The sequence below is a fragment of the Ulvibacterium sp. genome (assembly GCF_965228935.1).
Lineage (GTDB): Bacteria > Bacteroidota > Bacteroidia > Flavobacteriales > Flavobacteriaceae > Ulvibacterium.
This window is the reverse complement of record NZ_OZ245846.1, coordinates 3,307,407-3,329,873: the sequence shown is the minus strand read 5'-3', so window position 1 is coordinate 3,329,873 and position 22,467 is coordinate 3,307,407. Positions and strand designations below refer to the sequence as shown.

At 43.2% G+C, this 22,467-nt stretch carries 18 protein-coding genes; 10 read left to right on the top strand and 8 right to left on the bottom strand.

Annotated elements, in window-relative coordinates:
- Positions 1-34: 34 nt before the first annotated feature.
- On the top strand, positions 35-3,247 hold the full coding sequence (locus ACO06Y_RS14010; protein WP_422079607.1) for a DUF1553 domain-containing protein: 3,213 nt from the start codon (positions 35-37) through the stop codon (positions 3,245-3,247).
- 49 nt (positions 3,248-3,296) lie between these two features.
- On the opposite strand, the gene ACO06Y_RS14005 is transcribed toward ACO06Y_RS14010, so the two are convergent.
- Positions 3,297-3,728, bottom strand: a complete 432-nt coding sequence (locus ACO06Y_RS14005) for a DinB family protein (RefSeq protein WP_422079606.1) — start codon at positions 3,726-3,728, stop codon at positions 3,297-3,299.
- A gap of 164 nt (positions 3,729-3,892) precedes the next feature.
- Here ACO06Y_RS14005 and ACO06Y_RS14000 point away from each other — a divergent pair, with 164 nt between their 5' ends.
- The 7 genes from ACO06Y_RS14000 (at position 3,893) to ACO06Y_RS13970 (ending at position 14,700) form a co-directional block, all read left to right on the top strand.
- On the top strand, positions 3,893-7,186 hold the full coding sequence (locus tag ACO06Y_RS14000; RefSeq protein ID WP_422079605.1) for an amidohydrolase family protein: 3,294 nt from the start codon (positions 3,893-3,895) through the stop codon (positions 7,184-7,186).
- A 208-nt stretch (positions 7,187-7,394) separates the two neighbouring features.
- Complete coding sequence (locus tag ACO06Y_RS13995; protein WP_422079604.1) at positions 7,395-10,646, top strand: VPS10 domain-containing protein; 3,252 nt, start codon at positions 7,395-7,397, stop codon at positions 10,644-10,646.
- Positions 10,647-11,333: a DUF2490 domain-containing protein gene (locus ACO06Y_RS13990; protein ID WP_422079603.1), complete on the top strand. Its 687-nt coding sequence runs from the start codon at positions 10,647-10,649 to the stop codon at positions 11,331-11,333. It begins immediately after the preceding gene.
- Positions 11,334-11,481: 148 nt separating this feature from the next.
- A complete protein-coding gene (locus tag ACO06Y_RS13985) occupies positions 11,482-12,168 on the top strand; it encodes a DUF2490 domain-containing protein (RefSeq protein WP_422079602.1) in 687 nt (228 codons plus the stop codon).
- Positions 12,169-12,257: 89 nt separating this feature from the next.
- Positions 12,258-13,475, top strand: coding sequence for an alpha/beta fold hydrolase (locus ACO06Y_RS13980; protein ID WP_422079601.1), 1,218 nt, complete (start codon positions 12,258-12,260; stop codon positions 13,473-13,475).
- Positions 13,475-13,960: a YdeI/OmpD-associated family protein gene (locus ACO06Y_RS13975; RefSeq protein ID WP_422079600.1), complete on the top strand. Its 486-nt coding sequence runs from the start codon at positions 13,475-13,477 to the stop codon at positions 13,958-13,960. Before ACO06Y_RS13980 ends, ACO06Y_RS13975 begins: the two co-directional genes overlap by 1 nt.
- A 95-nt stretch (positions 13,961-14,055) precedes the next feature.
- Positions 14,056-14,700, top strand: coding sequence for a hypothetical protein (locus ACO06Y_RS13970; protein WP_422079599.1), 645 nt, complete (start codon positions 14,056-14,058; stop codon positions 14,698-14,700).
- A 137-nt stretch (positions 14,701-14,837) separates the two neighbouring features.
- Here the strand turns inward: ACO06Y_RS13970 and ACO06Y_RS13965 are convergent, their stop codons facing one another.
- Complete coding sequence (locus ACO06Y_RS13965) at positions 14,838-15,494, bottom strand: OmpW/AlkL family protein (protein WP_422079598.1); 657 nt, start codon at positions 15,492-15,494, stop codon at positions 14,838-14,840.
- Between the two features lie 191 nt (positions 15,495-15,685).
- Here ACO06Y_RS13965 and ACO06Y_RS13960 point away from each other — a divergent pair, with 191 nt between their 5' ends.
- Positions 15,686-16,480 (top strand): DUF547 domain-containing protein, encoded by a 795-nt coding sequence (locus ACO06Y_RS13960; RefSeq protein WP_422079597.1) that lies wholly within the window; start codon positions 15,686-15,688, stop codon positions 16,478-16,480.
- Between the two features lie 448 nt (positions 16,481-16,928).
- On the top strand, positions 16,929-18,122 hold the full coding sequence (locus tag ACO06Y_RS13955; RefSeq protein WP_422079596.1) for an LETM1-related biofilm-associated protein: 1,194 nt from the start codon (positions 16,929-16,931) through the stop codon (positions 18,120-18,122).
- Between the two features lie 75 nt (positions 18,123-18,197).
- Here ACO06Y_RS13955 and ACO06Y_RS13950 read toward each other — a convergent pair whose 3' ends face one another.
- The 6 genes from ACO06Y_RS13950 to ACO06Y_RS13925 form a co-directional block, all read right to left on the bottom strand.
- Positions 18,198-18,953, bottom strand: a complete 756-nt coding sequence (locus tag ACO06Y_RS13950) for a LytR/AlgR family response regulator transcription factor (protein ID WP_422079595.1) — start codon at positions 18,951-18,953, stop codon at positions 18,198-18,200.
- Positions 18,954-18,981: 28 nt separating this feature from the next.
- Positions 18,982-19,368: a 2TM domain-containing protein gene (locus ACO06Y_RS13945; protein ID WP_422079594.1), complete on the bottom strand. Its 387-nt coding sequence runs from the start codon at positions 19,366-19,368 to the stop codon at positions 18,982-18,984.
- Positions 19,365-19,694: a 2TM domain-containing protein gene (locus ACO06Y_RS13940; RefSeq protein WP_422079593.1), complete on the bottom strand. Its 330-nt coding sequence runs from the start codon at positions 19,692-19,694 to the stop codon at positions 19,365-19,367. Before ACO06Y_RS13940 ends, ACO06Y_RS13945 begins: the two co-directional genes overlap by 4 nt.
- Before the next feature lie 49 nt (positions 19,695-19,743).
- Positions 19,744-20,046, bottom strand: coding sequence for a 2TM domain-containing protein (locus ACO06Y_RS13935; protein ID WP_422079592.1), 303 nt, complete (start codon positions 20,044-20,046; stop codon positions 19,744-19,746).
- Between the two features lie 171 nt (positions 20,047-20,217).
- Positions 20,218-21,549 (bottom strand): 2TM domain-containing protein, encoded by a 1,332-nt coding sequence (locus ACO06Y_RS13930; protein ID WP_422079591.1) that lies wholly within the window; start codon positions 21,547-21,549, stop codon positions 20,218-20,220.
- 27 nt (positions 21,550-21,576) lie between these two features.
- The gene (locus ACO06Y_RS13925) at positions 21,577-22,200 is read right to left on the bottom strand and encodes a hypothetical protein (protein WP_422079590.1); all 624 of its coding nucleotides are present in this window, start codon (positions 22,198-22,200) and stop codon (positions 21,577-21,579) included.
- Between the last annotated feature and the right edge of the window lie 267 nt (positions 22,201-22,467).

Sequence of the window (22,467 nt, the reverse complement as noted above, 5' to 3'; positions counted from 1 at the left end):
CTATTTTTATAATTGAACGGTAGAATAGGGAAAAATGCACCTTCGGCTTATACTTTTAGGATTTCTTCTTGCAATCTCGGCATGTTCGCCGGATATCCCAGAAGAAGTGGAGGTGGCCTATACGGAACTTCCTGAAACCATTGATTTCAATTTTCATGTGAAGCCGATACTTTCGGACCGTTGTTTTGCGTGCCATGGACCGGACGCAAATACCCGCAAGGCCCAATTGCGTTTGGATCTGGAGGAAGAGGCTTTTAGCAGATTGGGCAGCGGCAACCGGGCCTTTGTTTCAGGGAAACCAGGGAAAAGTGAATCCATCATCCGCATGCTAAGCGACGATCCAGAATTTACGATGCCTCCTCCGGAATCACATCTCTCGTTGACAGCCAAGGAAAAAGCCACCCTCCTCAAATGGGTGGAGCAAGGAGCCGATTGGAAACCACATTGGGCCTTTGTTCGACCAGAAAGACCAAACGTACCAAAGTCAGTATCAAAAACGTGGACGAATCACAATGAAATCGATTTGTTTATTCAGCATCGCCTAAAACAAAATGGTCTTGAACCATCCCCTGAAGCTGACAAGGAGCGCTTGCTAAGACGGGTTTTTGTGGATTTGACCGGATTGCCCCCTACGATTGCGCAAATCGATTCCTTCTTGAATGATGAAAGTCCGACCGCATACGAAAAAGTGGTGGATGAACTGTTGCTCACCAATGCCTATGCCGAACGGCTGGCGTTGGATTGGATGGATCTGGCCCGGTACGCGGATTCCCATGGAAAACACGCCGATGGTTGGCGGATGATGTGGCCCTGGCGCGATTGGGTCATCAAGGCCTTTACAGAAAATATGCCCTATGACCGGTTCGTTACCTGGCAACTGGCAGGTGACCTTCTGCCCAATGCGACCCAGGAACAGAAATTGGCTACGGCCTTTAATCGCAATCACCCCATTACGAGTGAGGGCGGGGCCATTGATGAGGAAAACCGCTTAGGCCATGTTTGGGACAGGACCGAAACAGTGGGAACCGCATTTATGGGTCTGACCATGGCCTGTGCACGATGCCATGACCATAAATTCGACCCGATTTCACAAAAAGACTATTTCCAAATGACGGCCTTTTTCGATAATATAAAAGAACTGGGCGTATCCGGTAATGATGTAAACTCCGGTCCTATGTTACCCCTCACCGATGCCAAGACCGAACAAACCCTGGAAAAGCTAAAAACAGAGATTACCCACAAGGAAGAAGCTCTGTCATCCACCAAAAAAGAACTGCGTGACATGGGCGGCCACACAAAACCGTTACCGGACAATTTTATGGAAAATGGACAAATAGGGCACTATAAGTTCAATACGGTTTCCCATAGAACCAACGAAGAAGGAAGATATAGTATCGACGGCAATCCGAAAGTGACGATAAAGGCAAAGCCAATCCTGACCAAGGGAAAGAAAGAGAAATCCTTTGAGTTTACCGGGGAATATGATGAAGTCTATATCGATGATGCCCGAAACTTTGAATGGACGGACCAGTTTTCGACCAGTCTTTGGATCAATACCTCCAAACGGGAGGCCGGAAAGACGCAGACCTTGGTAGGTACGGTCGGTGGTAAAAACAGCCTTTGGCGCGGTTGGGATTTTTTCTTGGACAGTCTCAACTACTTAAATGCCAGATTGGTCAGCTCATTACCGCATAATTACATACATGTTAAATCAAAAGACTCCATACCAAAACATGAATGGTATCATGTCGCTTTCAGTTATAATGGCTCGGGGAAGGCCAAGGGACTAAGACTATTTATAAACGGGCGTGAAGCATCCGTTGATATTCCCTATGACCGTTTGTACAAAAGCATAAAAACAATCAAGGACAAGGAGCATACCTTATACACCCGTTCTATAAAAGTAGCACGTAATTATAGTTTTTCGACTGGCGAAAACGGAATTTTCCAAGGTAAGATCGACGATATCCGGTTATATGGTAGAACCCTTACCCCTTTGGAAATCAAATACATTTACAATCAGGATATCGGGTCGCCAGAGAAAACAAAGGAACCTGCAACGGACTATTGGCTGAACCGGTCAAAGAGAATAATGGCCCTGGAACAGGATCTTAAAAAACTTAGGAACACGTGGCTATCTTTGATGATACCCGTACCGGAAGTCATGGTAATGGAGGAAATGCCGCAAAAAAGATTGACCTATGCCTATGATCGAGGGGACTACGAGCAGCCCACCTACTTAGTGACTGCTGCTGTTCCCGAGGCATTGCCGGATTTTCCCGATAATTATCCTAGGGACAGATTGGGATTGGCCCAATGGTTCTTTGCAGAAGAAAATCCTTTAACTGCCAGAGTGGCCGTAAACCGATATTGGCAAATGCTCTTCGGTAAAGGCTTGGTAAACACCCCCGATGATTTTGGGGTACAAGGTGCATTACCTTCCCACCCCCAATTGTTGGATTGGTTATCCCTATTTTTTGTGGAAAATGGATGGGACGTAAAAAAACTATTGAAGACCATGGTCATGTCCCACACCTATCGACAATCCTCCTTTGTTACTCCGGAAATGATGGAAAAAGACCCCAATAACAACTACTTGGCGCGAAGTAACAGCTATCGCCTACCCGCTGAAATTATTCGCGACAACGCACTAGCTGCAAGCGGGCTTTTGATACCGTATGTCGGCGGGGAAAGCGTTCGGCCCTACCAGCCTGGAAACCTATGGATCGAGAAGAGCAATTTCTCCCATAAATTGTTACGATATAAGGAATCTACAGGTGATAGTCTCTATAGAAGGGGGCTTTACACTTTTATACGACGCTCCTCCCCGCACCCGGCCATGTTGGCGTTCGATGCCCCCTCCCGGGATATCTGTACGGTCAAAAGAGAAAATACCAATACCCCCTTACAGGCCTTGGTACTGTTAAACGATATTCAATTTGTGGAGGCATCCAAGATTTTGGCGGAGCGCATGCAAAAAGAAGGCGGAAGTTCCTTGGAAGAACAATTGGTTTACGGGTTCAGGTTGGCGATAAGCCGTTTCCCAAAACAGGAAGAAACCGAAGTCCTAAAGGACTTGTTCAAAACACAATCCGAACGTTTTGAATCCAGTCCTAATGAAGCCAAGGCACTATTGACCGTAGGAAGGAAAAAAATTGACAAATCCCTGGACCCCAATATCACCGCCGCATTGACCATAGTAGCAAACACGATATTGAACCATAATGAAACCTATATGAAAAGGTGACCTTACCAACCCGAAAGAAATGTGGAACACAGACTGAACCATTGGTTTTTTAAACCCCAAATTGCCTTAAATGATGGTTTAAGTGATAGATGGCCAAACCTGTCCAACGTTTATGATCCAATTTTCCAAAATAAGGATGTACGGCAAAATCATAGTCTTCCGAAAGCTCTGAGAATTCTTGGATGAAGTCCTTCAAGATCAACTTATCCTTTTCAAATTCGGTCGGTTTTGTTCCGCCTCCTTCCACTTGTCCAAAACCTTTGGGAGTCGGTGCGGTTTTTCCGAACCTGGCCAACAATTTTATATGCTCCGGGTCTACCTTGCCATATTCATTGGCCCGTTTGGTACCCTTGGCCATACGGAAAAAATCGGCGCAATGGCAGACCATTTGACGTACGTTCATTTTCCCGAACAAAGGTCTTTGATCTAAGGTCAGTTCATCGATTCTCTGAAGGAACTGTAAGAGCTGTTCTTCGTCCAATTTTTAACGAATACGGTTTATGATACTACCAAAAATAGGGGTATTGCTTCATTTATCATGATAAATTAAAACCGATTTTTAAAATGCGGGATAAACCTTTATGACCGTACCAATTCCTTTTTGTTTTTGATATCTTTGGCCGACTAATTAATGATCAAAAACTGATGAAGAAATTACTTTTCCTATCGATACTTTTTGCATCCCTTTCCCCCTTTGCCCAGGAAGAAGAAAAAAAAGAGGTTGTTGAGAAGTGGGATGTATCCAATCCTAAAGGCGAATTCAACTTTAAGGAACATACCTTTTCTACGGACGAGGGTACCTGGATGAATTTGGATGTAAGCCCCGATGGAAAAACGATTGTTTTTGATCTACTCGGTGATATTTACAGCATGCCTATTTCAGGTGGAAAGGCCACCCCGCTCAGAACGGGCATTCCCTTTGAGATACAACCGCGTTTTAGCCCTGATGGGAAAAGAATCTCCTTTACCAGCGATGCGGGTGGCGGCGACAATATTTGGATAATGAATGTGGATGGTAGCGAAGCCAAACAAATCACCGAGGAAAAATTCAGGTTGCTCAACAATGCCGTATGGATGCCCAACGGGCATTACCTGGTTGCCCGAAAGCACTTCACCTCGCAACGCTCCCTAGGTGCCGGGGAAATGTGGCAATACCATGTCTCAGGCGGCTCAGGGCTTCAACTGACCAAACGCAAAAATGACCAACAGGATGTCAATGAACCGAATGTATCGCCGGATGGCAAATATCTTTATTACAGTGAAGATGTATATCCCGGTGGGTCATTTCAATATAACAAAGATCCAAATAAGCAGATCTATGTCATAAAGCGATATGATTTTGAAACCGGAAAAACGACCACTATAACGGGTGGTCCGGGCGGTGCCGCCCGCCCCCAGGTTTCCCGGGACGGGAAAAAATTGGCCTTTACTAAAAGGGTACGTACCAAAACAGTGTTGTATCTACACGATCTGGAAACCGGTGAGGAGTGGCCTTTGATCGACTCCCTGAACAAAGATCAACAGGAAGCTTGGGCCATTTTTGGAGTATACCCCAACTTTAGCTGGATGCCCAATAATCAGGAAATCGTCTTTTGGAACAAAGGAAAGATCCACAAAATCGATATCAATACCCTAGAAACCCGTGTTATTCCTTTTTCCGTAGATGCCCGGATTCAAATTGCCGAGACTGTGCGTTTTGATACTCCGGCAGCTCCTAACGAGTTTACGGCAAAGGTCATTCGGCATGCGGTAACATCTCCGGACGGAAAAACCTTGGTATTTAGTGCCCTAGGTCATTTATGGAGTAAAAAACTCCCTAACGGCAAACCAAAAAGATTGACCAAGTCCAGCGATTTTGAATTCGAGCCTTCCTTTTCACCGGATGGCAAGCACTTGGTATATGTGAGCTGGAATGATGAAACCTTGGGAGCCATTCATATCATCCCGGTTTCCGGCGGAAATCCCACCCAACTTTCCATGGCAAAGGGTATTTTTAGGACCCCGACCTACGACCCCTCAGGAAAATGGATTACCTATCGGAAGGAAAGCGGAAATAATGATCAGGGCAGGTCCTTTGCCAAAAATGCTGGAGTTTATATTATGGAACTTTCTGGCGGAAATCCGAAACAGGTTTCCGAGGAAGGCGAATATCCTACCTTCTCAAAGGAAGGAAACCGTATTTTTTATCAGACCGGGGGTACTTATTTTGGGAATTTGACCAAAAGTCTGCATTCCATAAATCTTAATGGAAAGGACAAAAGAACCCATATTAAGTCCAAATACGCCAACAGAATGGTACCCAGTCCGGATAACCAATGGATCGCCTTTACCCATCTACATAAGGCATTCATTGCGCCCCTGGTGTTGAATGGAAAGGAAATAGATCTGGACAATAAATCCAAGTCGGTACCCGTATCCCAAATCGCCAAGGATGCCGGTATCAACCTCCATTGGTCAACCGATAGCAAAACCATTTTTTGGACGTTAGGCGACGAATACTTTTCAAACGAGATTAAAAATCGATATACCTTTCTCCCGGGGTCCCCTAAAAAAGTGGCCCCAATGGATACCCTAGGAATCAAAGTAGGCCTACTATCCAAAACGGATAAGCCGCAAGGACGAATCGCATTCAATAATGCCCGAATTATCACCATGGAGGGCAATGAAGTCATAGAAGAAGGAACCATAGTCATTAACGGCAATCGTATAGAGGCTATCGGGAAAACCTCGGAATCAAAAATACCTTCGGATGCAAAAGTCTATGATATGGCCGGTAAGACCATAATGCCAGGAATTGTTGATGCACATGCACATATTGGAGGTTTTCGCTATGGATTGACCACCCAAAAGCATTGGCAACTCTATGCCAACCTGGCCTTTGGTGTGACCACGGCACATGATCCCTCGGCAAATACGGAGAGTATTTTTTCCATGGCGGAATTGATCAAGAGCGGGGATATCGTCGGTCCCCGGATTTATTCCACCGGATTTATTTTATATGGGGCGGATGGGGATTTTAAGGCGGTAATCAACAGTCTGGACGATGCGCGCTCCGCTATTAAAAGAACGAAAGCCTTTGGGGCGTTATCCGTTAAAAGTTACAACCAGCCCAGACGGGACCAACGCCAACAGGTGATGCAGGCGGCACGGGAAATGGGTATCAATGTGGTACCTGAAGGCGGTTCCACCTTTTACCATAACATGACCATGATTATGGATGGCCATACGGGAATTGAGCACAACATCCCCGTGGCACCGGTATACAAAGACGTTATGGAGTTATGGAAAACCAGTGAAACAGGCTATACCCCTACCCTTATCGTTAATTATGGGGGTCTAAATGGAGAGTATTACTTCTACCAAAAGGACAATGTCTGGGAGAATGAAAAATTGTTAAAATATACCCCAAGGGCCATTGTAGATACGCGGGCACGGCATCGCACCATGGTACCGGACGAAGAGTATAAAAATGGGCATATCTTGGTTTCCAAAACAGTAACTACCTTGGCCAATGCCGGTGTAAAGGTAAATCTCGGCGCTCACGGCCAGCTGCAAGGTTTGGGAGCCCATTGGGAATTGTGGATGTTGCACCAAGGTGGAATGACCCATATGCAGGCGTTACGGGCAGCAACTATCAATAGTGCCCAATATATCGGGGCAGGTAATGACATCGGTTCCTTGAAAGAGGGTAAATTGGCCGACTTAATCGTCTTGGATAAAAATCCGTTGGAAGATATCCGAAATACGGAAACGGTGCGCTATACTATGGTCAATGGAAGATTGTATGATACCGATACCATGAACGAGGTAGGGAATTATGCCAAGGAACGCAGCAAATTTTGGTGGGAAAACAACAAATACAATGCTGCCTTTCCGTGGCACGAAAAAGCGCGAAGCTTTATGCAACCGGGATGTGGATGTCACTTGGGCCACAACTAAAAATGGAGATTGAACAGCTTAACAGGGCTTTAAGAATTCCACTGTTTCTTTTTGGTATCTTTAGCGCACCTATTGGTTTGGGATAAGGATAAAATCCCGTAAATAGGGCGATTTTTTTGCATTGTGAAAAACTATATGGTAAAACGAATTATCGTTTCTATTGCTTAATAGCTTTTCGCAATATAGGTAATTTAAAAAACGGACAGACTTGAAGAAACTTTTACTACCAGCATTCCTATCCTTACTATCGTTTTCCCTTTTCTCCCAGAAGTTTTCCATGGATCTAATCCAAGATCTAAAGCCGCGAAATATAGGGCCGGCCGGAATGAGTGGGCGGGTTACGGCCATAGATGTGGTACATTCCGATCCGGACATCATGTATGTGGGCACGGCGTCCGGAGGGTTGTGGAAATCCACCAGCGGCGGTATCCGATGGGAGCCCATTTTTGATAAGGAAGTTACCGCTTCAATCGGTGCGGTTGCCATCCAGCAATCTAATCCTTCCATTATTTGGGTAGGTACCGGGGAAGGCAATCCACGAAACAGCCTTAACGGTGGATATGGGGTCTACAAATCCTTGGACGGTGGCAAAAGTTGGCAAGCCATGGGATTGGAAAAAACACGACATATCCATCGTATTAAAATCGATCCTACCGATCCCAACACCATTTATGTCGGTGCCATTGGTTCGCCTTGGGGCGGGCATCCGGAACGTGGCATTTTCAAAACCACAGATGGAGGGGAAACCTGGGAAAACATCTTGTTCGTAAATAACAGGACTGGAGTAGCCGATCTGGTCATGGATCCCACAAACCCAAATAAGTTGATCGCAGCCCTGTGGGAACACTTACGAGAGCCCTGGTTTTTTAAATCCGGTGGCAAAGGAAGTGGATTGTATATGACCCATGACGGGGGTAAAAACTGGAAAAAGCTCACGGAAAAGGATGGATTGCCCAAAGGCGAATTGGGCCGTATAGGTATTGCCATAGCTCCCAGCAGACCCGATATTGTATACGCCCTGATAGAGGCCAAAAAGAATGCCCTTTACAAATCCGAGGATGGTGGATTCAAGTGGAAGAAGATCAACGACAAGTCCGATATAGGAAATCGTCCATTTTACTATTCCGAGATCTATGTAGATCCACAGAATGAAAATAGGGTATATTCGGTTTTTACCTACGTGAACGTTTCCGAGGACGGGGGAAAAAACTTTAGACAATTGATGCCGGCCTATCAAGTGGACAATGGTGTACATCCGGACCATCATGCCTGGTGGATACATCCCGAAAATGGCCAATTTATGTTGGATGGGAACGATGGCGGGGTAAATATTACCAAGGACGGCGGAAAGTCCTGGCGCTTCATCGGCAACCTCCCGGTGGCCCAGTTTTATCATATCAGCACGGACAATGAGTATCCATACAACGTATACGGTGGAATGCAGGACAATGGCTCTTGGCGGGGGCCGGCGTATACATGGCGAAGGCAGGGCATCCGCAATAGTTATTGGCAGGAAATTGCCTTTGGCGATGGATTCGATGTAGTTCCGGACCAGGACAATTCCCAATTTGGCTATGCCATGAGTCAGCAGGGTTATGTATCCCGATACGATTGGAAAACGGGCAATAACTACACGGTACGCCCCACGCCGCCGGATGCGGAGACCAAGTTGCGTTTCAATTGGAACGCCGGAATCGGGCAAGACCCTTTTGATAATGGCACAATCTATTTTGGCAGTCAGTTTGTACATAAAAGCACGGATAAGGGACTGACGTGGGAAATCATTTCACCGGACTTGACAACCAATGATCCAGAAAAACAGAAACAGGACGAAAGTGGTGGGCTCACCATGGATGCCACCGGAGCCGAAAACCATTGTACCATTTTGGTCTTGGAACCCTCCCTACTGGAGAAGGGCATGCTATGGGCTAGTACCGATGATGGCCGGGTGCATTACACCCAAAATGGCGGCGAAAACTGGATCGAGGTAACAGCAAATATCAAAGGACTTCCCAAAGGCAGCTGGATTCCCCAAATAAAGGCCTCGAACAAGAACAAAGGGGAGGCTTTGTTAATCGCCAATGACTACAGGCGCTTCAATTATACGCCCTATGCCTATCGTACCAAGGATTACGGCAAGACCTGGGAACGTATTGTAGATGCCAACGATGTGGAAAGCTATACCTTATCCATTGTAGAAGATCTTGAAAATCCTAACCTTTTGTTTCTTGGCACGGACGATGGCCTTTATATCTCCTTGGATGCCGGGAGTAACTGGCAAAAATGGACCGAAGGTTATCCAACGGTTTCCACCAAAGATCTGGTCATCCATCCCCGCGAACACGATCTGGTCATTGGTACTTTTGGCCGTGCCGCTTGGGTGCTGGACGATATTCGCCCCTTACGTATCTTGGCCTCCGATCAATCCATACTACAAAAGGATGCCAAATTGTTCCAACCGCCAACAACCTATCAAGCGGCCTATCAACAACCCTCGGGAAGCCGATTTGGAGGGGATGCCCTCTACAATGCGGAAAACCGGAAAGAGGGTGCTATGATCACCTATTATTTGAAGGAAGGAAAAAAGAAGGATGAAAAAGAGAAAGCGAACGAAGACAAGAATAAGGCCGGGGACGAAGAAGAGCGTACTTCGATGACTGAAAATCAGGCTGGAAATAAAACAAAATTGTCCGGAGTACAGAAAAAGGATTCCATACAATTTCAATTCTATGATGGGGAACGGTTAATACGAACCCTAAAATATAAAACGCCGGAAAAGGCCGGTTTCCATCGTATCTACTGGCAGATGGACGAAAAAGGACCGGACAACCCCTCACGCCAAATCAAAAAAGACAAAAAGGAATCCGGTGGTGTTTCAGTAAAACCGGGAAACTATCGAATACAGATGCGTTATGGTGACATTTCAGAAGAAACCACTATTACGGTCAAATCAGATCCCAGATTGAAGGTTTCCTTAGCATCCATCAATGAAGTATACGAGTCCTCCAAAAACCTGGACAAGATGACACAAATTGCAGCGGATGCCGTACGACAATTAGTGGAAAGTAAAAATATAGCCAAGAAGTTTGAGAAGGAACTAAAGGAGATGGACAAAGAAAAATACAAGGACGAAATCAAAGCCTCCAAAACCATCCAAAAGCAAATAGATTCTACCGTTGCATTATATTTGGGCAAAGAGGACAAGCGGCAAGGGATAACCCGAAATCCAGAAATTACCGTCGTACAACGCCTGAACACGGCACGAAACTATGTAGAGAGCCGAAAAACGGGCGTCACCGAAACCGAAAGAAAACTTGTCCGGTTTGCGGAACAGGATCTAAAAACTGCCCTACAAAAGACCAATGCTTTTTTTGATGATACATGGAAGGCATATAGAAATGAAATTCAACAATTGGAGGTATCCCCTTTTAAGGAGACCCAAAGTTTTAGCTTGGAATAAATGAGGAAAGCTATACTCTTACTCGCCTTTATTTGTTCTTCCTCCCTTATAGGCCAGCAACCCGGTGAGGATAGGTGGGGCTCTTGGCACATGTATTTTGGCACCAATAGAATTTCCGAAAAACTGAGTATCCATTCCGAGGCCCAGGCCCGATATTATGAGCAGTTGGATAATTTTAACCAGTTATTGTTGCGGACGGGGCTCAACTACCATATAGACCCAAATGCCATAGCTACGTTTGGTTACGCCTATATTATAACGGACGCTACTTTTGATGAATTTCCCGGTGATAGGGACTCCAAGGAGCACCGGATTTTTCAGCAGTTCATACTAAAAAATCAAGTTGGGAAGTTTGGATTTGAACATCGTTACCGATTGGAACAACGCTTTCTGGATTTTGGAGAACAAACGGCTACCGAACATAGGGCAAGATATCGTCTACAAGTAACCTTACCGTTGACCAAGATCTTCTTTCTTAATTTTTATGATGAAGTGTTCATGAACCTACAGAACGAAGTTTTCGGACAAAATCGATTATACGGTGCACTAGGTTTTAACATGAGTAAAAATTTAAGCGTACAGGCGGGCTATCTAAAAAATCATTTTCCTTCCGCCCATTTTGATCGACTTCAAATAGCCGTATTCTACAATCCGGATTTAAGGAAAAAGACCAATTTAGTCGATTGACGGATTCAAAGTCGATCCTGATTTTTTGTACAGAGTCGTGTTGTTGTAAGACCTTTCCGAACTTGATGGACAATCTTGAAAAACATGACGGATGTCAGTCATTTGAGACGAAGTGTAGTGGTAATTTTGTCCCAGCAAATAGTACCAGATGGCAACCCGATCACTTTGCCCAACAATTGCTCTTTTACTCAGTTTAAACATTTTTTCGCAAAGGGAACGGGAAGAAATTTTGGGGACTTGGCTGGTATCTTCGGGTAGTCATCAGGTTTCGGAAAAAATCTCCATCCCTACTATTGGTATTCTGCGCTATTATGAACCTTTTCATCATTATGAACTATCGTTTTTTAGAACCGGGATTTGCTATGGTTTTAGCCCTAAATTTTCTGGTACCTTAGGCTATGGGTACCTAGATTCAGAGCCTTTCATCCAAAGCAAGGAGGCCAAAGGCGCCTTTTATCAGCATTGGCTCTACTCCCAGCTTACCTTTAAGGACAAAATGGGAAATTTCAATATTTCCCATCGATATCGGCTCGAAAACCGGTGGATCCAAAGCATAACGGGAACCGATCTAAGACATCGGATGCGCTATAGGTTAAAAGGCTCCCATCCCCTTGGGGACCAATTTTATTTCTGTGCCTCCAATGAGATTTTTATTGCATTACAGGAACCCCTATTCAATCAGAATAGATTGTATTTCGGAATGGGCTACAAATTCAATTCCAGTTTGAAGTTGGAAACAGGGTTTATGAAGAATCACTTTTCCACGGCCAATTACGAATATTTGCGCATCGAATTCATTTTTAAGACGGACTTTCTCAAAAGGCATAAGGCTTAATTCCCGCTCTCTACCAAACATTGAAGCCAAACCATTATCTTTAGGAAAGCTATGTTCACTAAAGACGACTTAGTCTTAAAACGAACCCTATGAATCTTCAAAAAGTTACATTTCAGAATAAATCGGGCCAAACATTAGTGGGTAGGCTGGAACTTCCCGTGGATAGACATCCTCATAATTTTGCCCTTTTCGCGCATTGTTTTACTTGCAACAAAAACCTTTTAGCGGTAAGGAATATTGGAAAAGCGTTGACCTCCAACGGATTTGGTGTTCTACGATTTGATTTTACTGGACTCGGGGAAAGCGATGGCGATTTTTCGGACACCAATTTTTCGGGAAATGTAGCCGATCTGGTGGCCGCCTCGGATTTTCTTGCACAGCAGTATCAGGCCCCTTCCCTACTTATCGGGCATTCCCTTGGCGGGGCCGCTGTTATTTTCGCAGCTACGGAAATTGCATCCGTTAAGGCCATAGCCACAATAGGAGCTCCTTCCAACCCTATTCATGTGCAACACCTGTTAAAAAGCAATATAGAGGAAATTCGATCCAAGGGAAAAGCAGTGGTAAACCTTAGCGGAAGGGACTTTACCATTAAAAAACAGTTTTTGGACGATTTAACGACCAAGTCGTTACCGGAGACGGTTAAAAAACTTCGCAAACCCTTATTGCTTATGCACTCCCCCCAGGATGATACCGTAGGTATTAAAAATGCAGAGGAAATCTATGTGGCGGCCCATCATCCCAAAAGTTTTGTTTCTTTGGACGGGGCCGATCACCTGCTATCCAACAAAAAGGACTCCTTGTACGTGGGCAAGGTTATTTCCGGATGGGCCCAACGCTATTTGGAAATGGAAACGGAGGTCGCACAACCTAAAACCAAACATGATGTGGTTGCCAGCTTGGATGCCGATGATGGTTTTACCACCCAAATGAAAGTGGGCAGTCATTATATGACCTCCGACGAGCCGATAGACGTTGGAGGAAGCGATTTTGGCCCTTCACCCTATGAACTGGTTTCCGCCGGTCTTTCCGCATGTACCGCCATGACCATACAAATGTATGTTGGACGAAAGGGATGGAAACTGGAAAATGTGGAAGTGCACACTTCCTATGGTAAGGAACATGCATTGGATTGCGAAAACTGCGAATCCGAGAATTCCAAAATAGATACGTTCCACAGGGAAATACGATTAAAAGGAGCCCTGGATGAAAAACAGAAGACTCGGATTATGGAAATTGCGGATAAATGTCCGGTACATAGAACCTTGCACAGCGAAACACAGATTATTACAAAACTGGTGGATTGATGCAAAGTAAGGTTTTTGAAATTTCGGTTACGGGAAGTTATCATTCGCTGTTGCTTCCAGAGGAAATCGTTTTGCCGTTTTTGGAAAAAGACCTAAAAAGGGTACGGGCCAAGGCAACCTTTAAAGGAAAGGAATTGACGTTTCACGGTGCCATCCAAAAGAGGAACGGAAAGTATTATATGATGTTCGGTAAGCGATATCAGAAAGAATTGGGTGTTTTTCCCAACGATTATTTTCAATTGCAATTTTTTGAGGACACTTCCAAATATGGGGTTGAAATGCCGGAAGAATTGGACGCCGTATTGCAAAGTGATTTCGAGGCCCAGGAAATATTCGAATCTTTTACCGCAGGGAAAAAAAGGGGGATCATCTATATGATCTTGGGGTATAAAAATTCGCAGACGCGAATCGATAAATCCATTTTGGTCTGCGAAAATCTAAAAAGAGGCATCAGAAACAATCCGGAACTTCTAAAATCATTTTAAAGAGGGCTTGAAATGCCCTTTTTTATTGTGTAACTTTAGGCCCATCTATTAACTATTTTTTCGCTTTCGCGGGAATAAAAACAAAAAACACATCTATGAAAACAGTAAAATTGGCTATTCTAGGGCTTGTTCTTTTAGTGTCCTACCATTGTAAGGAGGCCAAAAAGGAAAGTGAGGAAAATGCCAAGGAAGTAATGGCCGATTCCTCGGAAAAATTCAGCTTGGTAAAGGATTCCACAAAAGTGGGTTTCACCGCCTATAAGACTACGGAAAAATTGCCTGTGGGCGGCAAATTCATGAAAATAGATATTACCAAAAGTGAATCGGGCAGCACGGCTATGGACGCCATGAACGGAACTGCCTTTACTATCCCAATAAGCAGTCTGTTCACCAACGATGGAACAGGAACCCGGGATCCCAAAATCATCGAATTCTTTTTTGGGGCAATGAAAAACACCGCACTTATTTCGGGCATTTTCAAGGTATCCGAGGACGGGAAACCTTCCATTGACGTGACCTTAAACGGTGTTACCGAAAATATTCCCTTGGAATCCGAAAAGGCTTCGGATACCGCCTATACGTTTACCGGAGTAATGAACCTTGAAAACTGGGATGCATTGGAAGCGGTAGCCTCCATAAACAAAGCTTGCGAGGCTTTGCATACGGGTAAGGACGGTATTAGCAAGACCTGGAGCGAGGTGGCCGTGCAGGCCGAGGTACTACTGGAAAAAAGTGAATAGAAATTACTAAAGGTGCCAGAGGATTTTACCTGTAGGCGATTGGAAGTAATCTGACCTTTTCCCTTATAAATTAAGTGACCTCTCGGTTCAACAAAGTTTTAACCGAGAGGTCTTCCTTTCTGAAAACAAAAAAACCGTTAAAGTTTAAGCCCTACCCCAAAACCGATTATCCAAGGATTGATATCCACGTCCGCTACCACGGTTGCCCCTAGGGCGGTGGTAGCATTCACGGTCGCATCGGTATTCAAGAATAGCTTTTTAACATCCAGGTTCAAAAACCACTTATCGTTGAGCATAAAATCGAATCCCCCTTGCAATGCAAATCCGAGAGCGGTATCATAGTCTACATCATCAGCTGTAGGTCCTTCGTCCACTCCAAAAAATAAGGTAAGGTTGGGTCCCGCTCCCAGATACGGAACAAAATTACCTCCAGTGAAATGGTATTGTGCCGTTAAGGTAGGCGGTAATAACCATACATGGCCCAAATCAATGTTTCCTGCCGTCGTTTCAACTGCTTCAACATCATGCTTTGCCGTCCCTAAAATCAATTCTGCCGACCAATTTTCGGTAAAAAAATAAGTAATGTCAAATTCGGGAACAAAGGCCGTAGATATGGATACATCTCCATTTATGGCTTCAATGGATGCGCTCTCATCCGGAGCCACAACTATGCCCCTTAATCTAAATTGCCATTTGCTAAAATCATTGGTAGCCGCATTAGTATCCTGTGCCAATGATACGTTTACAAAGCACAATACCAGTGCCATCAAAGAAATTGTCATTCTTTTCATCATATCTTGTTTTAAATTTTGGCCAAAACTATCCTACCGGTCCAGTGGAAAAAATGATCTTTATCATTGTATAAAAGAATTTGGGAAGAACCTTGATGCGGAATGGAAAACATCACCCTTATGAAAGCTATAGATGGGTTTTTCGACCTAACTTACGTTAATAAAGTTGCAAATACGTATTGAACCTTTAGAACATGACCTTGAAACCGAATCGCATTGTATTGCTAGTTTTGGTACTACTTAGTAGTTGTACGATACACAAAGCCAATCTCGAAAAAACAGATGTAAAAACCACAGATCTTAATACACTTTCCCAGGAATTTCTTCAAACCATCAAGGACGGAAAGGACACCGAGGCCATACAGGATAGAATTGCCCGTATTACTATGGATGAATTGACTCAATCCTTGGTTAACGATGCCCATAAGCTTGCTTTTTGGATAAACATCTACAACGCCTACATTCAAGTGATACTCATGAAGAATCCAGAGGCGTATGAGGATAAAGGAAACTTTTTTAAGAAAGAACAAATACCCATTGCAGGAGAGCTACTTTCCTTTGAAAAAATAGAACACGGTATCATCCGAAAGTCAAGATGGTCATTAGGCCAAGGGCATATTCGAAAATGGTTTCCGAATAAACTTGAACGAAAACTCAGGGTGGACAAACGGGATTACCGAGTCCACTTTGCGCTGAATTGTGGTGCCAAGGATTGTCCTCCCGTATCGATTTATTATCCAGAAGAACTGGAGGTACAATTGAATAAGGGTACCGAGCTATTCCTAAAGCAAAATTCAGATTATCATCCAGAGAAAAACGAAGTCGCCGTAACATCCCTTTTCAACTGGTTCCGGGGTGATTTTGGTGGTAAACAAGGTATCAAGAAGATATTGAAAGAGTTTGAAGTAATTCCTACTACCCAAAATATCAATGTTTCCTATAAAAATTACGACTGGACCTTGGATTTGAATAATTGGATAACCCTCTAAAGATCTCCCTTAACCAATTTTGGTATCAGTAGCAGGGCCATTCAAAAATCTTGTCGCTAAACTTCCAATGGCAGGTACTACTTTCTAACAAAGGAATTACTCATTGGGCTTTAGAATCTTGCGCAATGCCTTATGGGCAATTACCATTCTATACACCAAAATCAACATAATCGTAATCCAAATAAAGAAGAGGATGTATTCCATAACATTTAGATCATATAGGTTAGTTATCTACGTACATTCCGTACTGCTTGGGGCTTCCAGAAATGTATTTTTTAAAATTTGGAGGATAAACATAATAAATTCAATCTTAAATTCCTACAAAAAGCTTAATAAAATCATAATAGCTTGTTTGCTCCCTTAGCCCGGAAAACTTGAATCCCACTGACGATACATAGAAAAAGTCCTATATTTTCCTTTAATTTGGGGTTCTAAAAAATTCCTGTCCATGAACCCATCCGCATCCGGTTGGATACAAAAATTCGGTTATCTCATTGAGGATAGGTACTGGTGCCCCGAAGATTTTCATGCCCTCTATCTGGAAATGAAAAAAACCGGATTTATCTATGGTATAAATGTCGGCACCATACCCTTGGGGCAACTAGAGCATGTTCTTTCCGAGGATGAAAATGCCAAAATAAACCTCCTGGCCGCATTATATTTTACGTATCATCTAAAGAAGCCTACCTCGGATTTCAAGGCCTTTACGGATTGTATTTTTGGTTTTTACAAGGTTTTGGATGTCGGTAGAATATCATTTTTTAATAAAATCGTTACCGGGAGGAAGACATCGTCCCAGTTGGAAAAACTCCTAAATTCCAGAATATATCTGGAGGACAACCTGATCAGCAAGACGTTTAATAGCATCATAACCAATTCGCTCTTGTTCATTGATGTCTTGACCTTTAAGCGGTATCTGGAAAATAGGGATAACATACGGGAATATGCCCAGAACCTGGAATACATTACCATTAATCTTACCTATCATACCCTTAATTCCAAGGAAAGAAATGCAAAGGATGAAAAATTGGCGCAGCTTTTTGCCTCGTCATTGACCTTTATCGATGAGGAACATCAAAACTTTGATGGATCCTATCGGGAGAAGTTGATGCATGATTTTTCCCAATTCGAAAACCAATATTTTTTGGACGTCGCCTGTTTAACGGTTTGGGAAGATCAATCCTTGGATTACAAGGAATCCGATTTCATTTTTGGGATTGGAAAGGATATGGGAATAGAGGAACAACAAATTGCCCGATCTTTGGAAGATGTGACCCGATTTTTTGATTTCAACGCAAAAAAAATACCTGTTCTAAAGGACAACAATTTGGCGGTACAGTTCTATGATAGCATGTCAAAAATTGTGGATAAACTCATTCTTCGAAATAGCAAGCGGCTTCAAAAAGAACTTTCCGAAAGTAAGGAACTTGTGTATCTCTTATCGAAATCCACTACCCGAGAACTTAGCTCCGAAGAGAAGAAGAAGGTGCAAAATCAGTTACTGGATATCTTTAAGAGCATCCCTTCATTGGCCATTTTTATGTTGCCGGGAGGCGCTGTTTTGCTGCCAATTTTCATTAAATTGATTCCTAAGTTATTACCTTCCTCATTTGACGAGAACAGAGTGGAAAAAAAACAGTAAGCTTCACAAAATCAGGCCTATAAGAAAAATCTATGTTTGATTTTATAAAATTCAAAATCAATGGTTTAAACCTTATTACTCCAACCATAACTTAAAGTCTCTTACTCTTTCCCTACTAACGATAATCTCCTGCCCATTATATCGGTTCAACTTAATTTTTAACCGTGAATTCGTATAGGAAATGATGTCCTGTATATACTTTATATTGATATAGAACTTTCGGCTTACCCGAAAGAAGGTTTGGGGTTCCAGTTCCGTCTCCAAATTTTCCAAGGTGGTCTCCAACAAATAATTCCTACCATCGGAAGTGGCCGCATAGGTTCCCTTGTTCTCACTGTAAAAGCATTCTACCTCATCGGCATTGATGATTTTAAGATGCTGCCCCACCTTTGTCGTAAACCTCCTTTTATATTCCCGTTCCAGCGGATCGGCCAATAACTTTTTGATGTCATCAAAATCCAAGGTCAATTTTTGCGATTTCGGTTTTAATGCCCTGAATTTTTTTACCGCCTGTTCCAATTCCTCATCGTCAATAGGTTTTAATAAGTAGTCTATACTATTCAGCTTAAATGCCTGTAGGGCATATTCATCATAGGCCGTAGTGAAAATAATGGCACTTCGCACCTCAACATGTTCAAAAATCTCGAAGGAAAGTCCATCGGCAAGTTGAATGTCCAGAAAAATCAAATCGGGATGTTCATTATCCTGAAACCAACGAATGGACTCTTCCACGGAATGTAACATGATGGATACCCTAACATCCAAATCCCTTAAAAGTCTTGAAAGTCGTCTTGCCGCCGGCTTTTCGTCCTCAATGATAATCGCTTCCATAGATTTTATGTTCTTTGCTGTTTTGAGTTTACAATTCTTCTTCGGAATCGCCATCGGCATTCATGTATTTTTGAATTTGGCGTTCTTCCCAGTCCTTTAGGAATTTTGGCTTCAAATTCCTTAGCGAGAAAGGAACCGACCTATAGGCCAAAAATCCATGGATAGCAAGCCCAAGGCCCCATAATATGGGAGTCAGAATAATGTTTAGGGTAAACCAATCCAAAAAGCCCTGATCTTCGATTCCCTTTGAAATAAGGTGATTGAGAGCGTATCCTTTAAAAATGAATAGCAATATATTGGCGATAATATAAACACTAAGATGTTTATAAAAATCCTTGATTCTATCCACTCTCTTTTTTGCCTTGGCAAATTTTTCCGAGGAGTATCCTTCCATTGTCCTGTTCTTAAAATTCATCTATATTTTTCGGCTTCCCTTTTATCTTCCTCCATATACTTTTGTATCTGTCTTTCCTCCCATTCCTTACTGAAAAATGGATTATAGGAAAACACTTTCATGGCATGGAACGCCAGCCCTATCCCCCAGAAAAGCCAAACGGCGAAGGTGCCAAAGTTCCAAAAAGCCTCTACAAAGGTCTCCCCATCGCCCATATCCCGAACAACCTTTAAGGTGCTTATAAAAAGATTTACTCCTACATAAGAGGCAAAATGCCAATAAAATCCCTTTAAGTCCTCTACCCTCTTTTTGGCCTTTAATTTTTTATCCAAATATTTTGTGTCCATTGTAATTTGTTAACCGATTTATACTTGTTTTCCCTGCATCGATTCTGGGCTATTCCCAGCGTTGTTTATGCTCGTCCTCCTTCATGAATTCCTTGATTTTTCGCTCTTCCCAATCCCTTCCAAAAAACGGATTCAATCCAAAGGTTTTGGCCGCTTGGAAAATTAGTCCGATGCCCCAGCCAAATGCTGCCCATAAAAACCACATATATTGCCATTGGTCCAAGTAGTAGTTTATGGCGGCCAATAGGCTAATGACAATTACATACGATACCAAACTGGTATAAAACTTCTTAATCTCCTCTACCCTTTCCTTTGCTTTGAGGTATTTATTTTCTTTGTCCATATCTTCCATGTTGGTTTGATTTTTATTTATACCAAATTTCGGGCAATCGTGTTATTTTTCCAGATATTGTTTTCCGAATTGTTATTTTTCCGGGATGAATCGGGTTTTGCCTTGGCCGGACACCTAAAAGTTGTAATATTACCTCCCTAATTGGCCAGGCATAACGGCATGGAACCCCAATTAAAAATTTTCATCCTCCATAAACTTGCGCATTTTTTTATCCTCCCAGCGTTTTCCCCAAATGGGATTGTACCCAAATGCTTCCATCCCGTGGCCGACAACGCCTAACCCCCAAAAAACAAGAGGAAAGATTACCCAGGGGAAATCTGTGGTCCTATAATTGAGATACGCCAGAAAGGGGAGGATTATGCAATACGATATGAGGTTGCCATAGAAGCCTTTAATGGCATCAACTTTTTCCTTTGCCTTTTTGTATCTCTTATCCTCTATATAGCTCTTTTGGGTATTCATGACGGAGACCTGTCTCGTCAACATGGGTAGGCTAACACTAAAGTCCGATATCGATTTCCGAATATCCACCTCCCTATCCGTGAGTATACCGTATCTCTGTTGAATATTGCGTAACCCTACACCACTACTCTTTTTTACCACCTGTTTCTCTTGTAGGTTGTTGCTGACTACCAATTTATTATCTTTTTCATGTACCCGAATATGTAAGGGCCTGGAAGCCGTAACCACATTATGCTTTACGGCATTTTCCAATAATAATTGTAACGAGAGCGGTACGATTTTGGCTTCTGGATCTTTTGCTGCATCCGGGATGTCAAAAACTATGCTATCCTCAAAACGCATTTTTAAGAGCCGCACATAGGTCTTGGCAAATTGCAGTTCCTCATCTACGGAGACCAGATCCTTGTTCTTTTGCTCCAGTACATAGCGATAGACCTTGGAAAGGGAAGTGGTGAATTTCTGGGCCTGGTCGGGATCTTCCTCAATTAAGCTAGTCAGTACATTTAGGCTATTGAACAAAAAATGGGGGTCTAATTGATTCTTGAGCGCATCGAATTTGGCCGATGCCGTCCCTGCAATTACCTTTTGTTCCTTGACCTTCTTTTCCTGCAGCGCCTTGTAGAAATAAATGGCATGGAAAAAAACCGAGATTACTATGGTTATCAACAAGGAAATTGCATAATAAATGGCCTTTTCCCCTTCTATAAAATCAGTCCAGCTCTCACCTTCAAAGACCATGAAAATAAGTACCCTCACGCCGAAAATACCCATCATCGTAAGTGCAACACCGCCAGTCGCCCCAAGGACCAATCTGTACCTTGCGTACTTCTTCCAGACTACTTTGTGGTTCAAATAATCAAAAAAGGCCCCGTTCAATAGGGTAAGCGCAATGGCAAAAAGTAGGTTATACCCTATTTCCTTAAAAAGTGTCCGATCCAAATGAAGCTGTGTCCCGGCAAGTAAATCCAATCCAATTTGGATACCTGCCAGAACAATGCCTATTAATAATCCTACCGCTACTAATTTGCTCCAATACTTCATGTGGATCTATCCATATTGCCGGAAACTCTATTTCCCACAGTTTTCAAGGACAATTTTTGCCCTATCCTCGCCCCAATTGGGATGAAATTCACTCTCTGGTTTAAAGTTAGCAAAAAGTTCCAATGAACGTTTTACGTCAGCACAATAGGGCGTGGTATCCTGCCCAAAGTACTTGGCCGAGCCCATGTCCCATTCCGCTTTGGAAAATACCACTCTTGGGTTTTTAGGTGCCAATTGCAAGGCTTTTTCATATAGTGCCGCAACTTTTCCGGACAGCGTCATGCCATAGGTAGCACCGTCAAAAGCAATCCAAGCGGTGTGCACCATGGCCTGTTGTACCAATATTTCGGGATTATCGGGAGAAATGACCTTGGCCAAATCTACATACTCTTGGGCCTTTCCCAACAATTGACCCACTTTTTCCTTATCCTTTTCCCCAAAGGCAGCTACCGTGTTTACCTGTGCCGCGTAATAATGGGGCAACCAATTGTCCATTTCCACGGACGCAATACGCTCAAACATATTGGAGGCTTCCATGGTTTTCTGTTCGCCCCACAATTGAAATGCCTTTTGCATTCCTTTGGTATATTGGTTCTGTGCCAAAGAATTTAACGATACTATGAGTGTTGCGATTACAATTACATTTTTCATGATCTACAGTTTTAAAGTTTGATGGTTCAAATTTGGGGTTAGCAAGAAATTCTGTAAAAAGAGAAGTACTGAATTGTCGGAACAGCGGGATGGATTGTAAAAAATACCCTCCTTTCTTTATAGCGATCTAAGGAATTCAATAGTGCGGAACACAAAACCTCTAAACGAGAACTTGACCTGATCGTCAAAAAACAACTACGGGAATTGGAATGGCGGTAATCCGAATCGTCCAAACAGGAATGTGGACAAGTGAAAGTAAAGAACCGG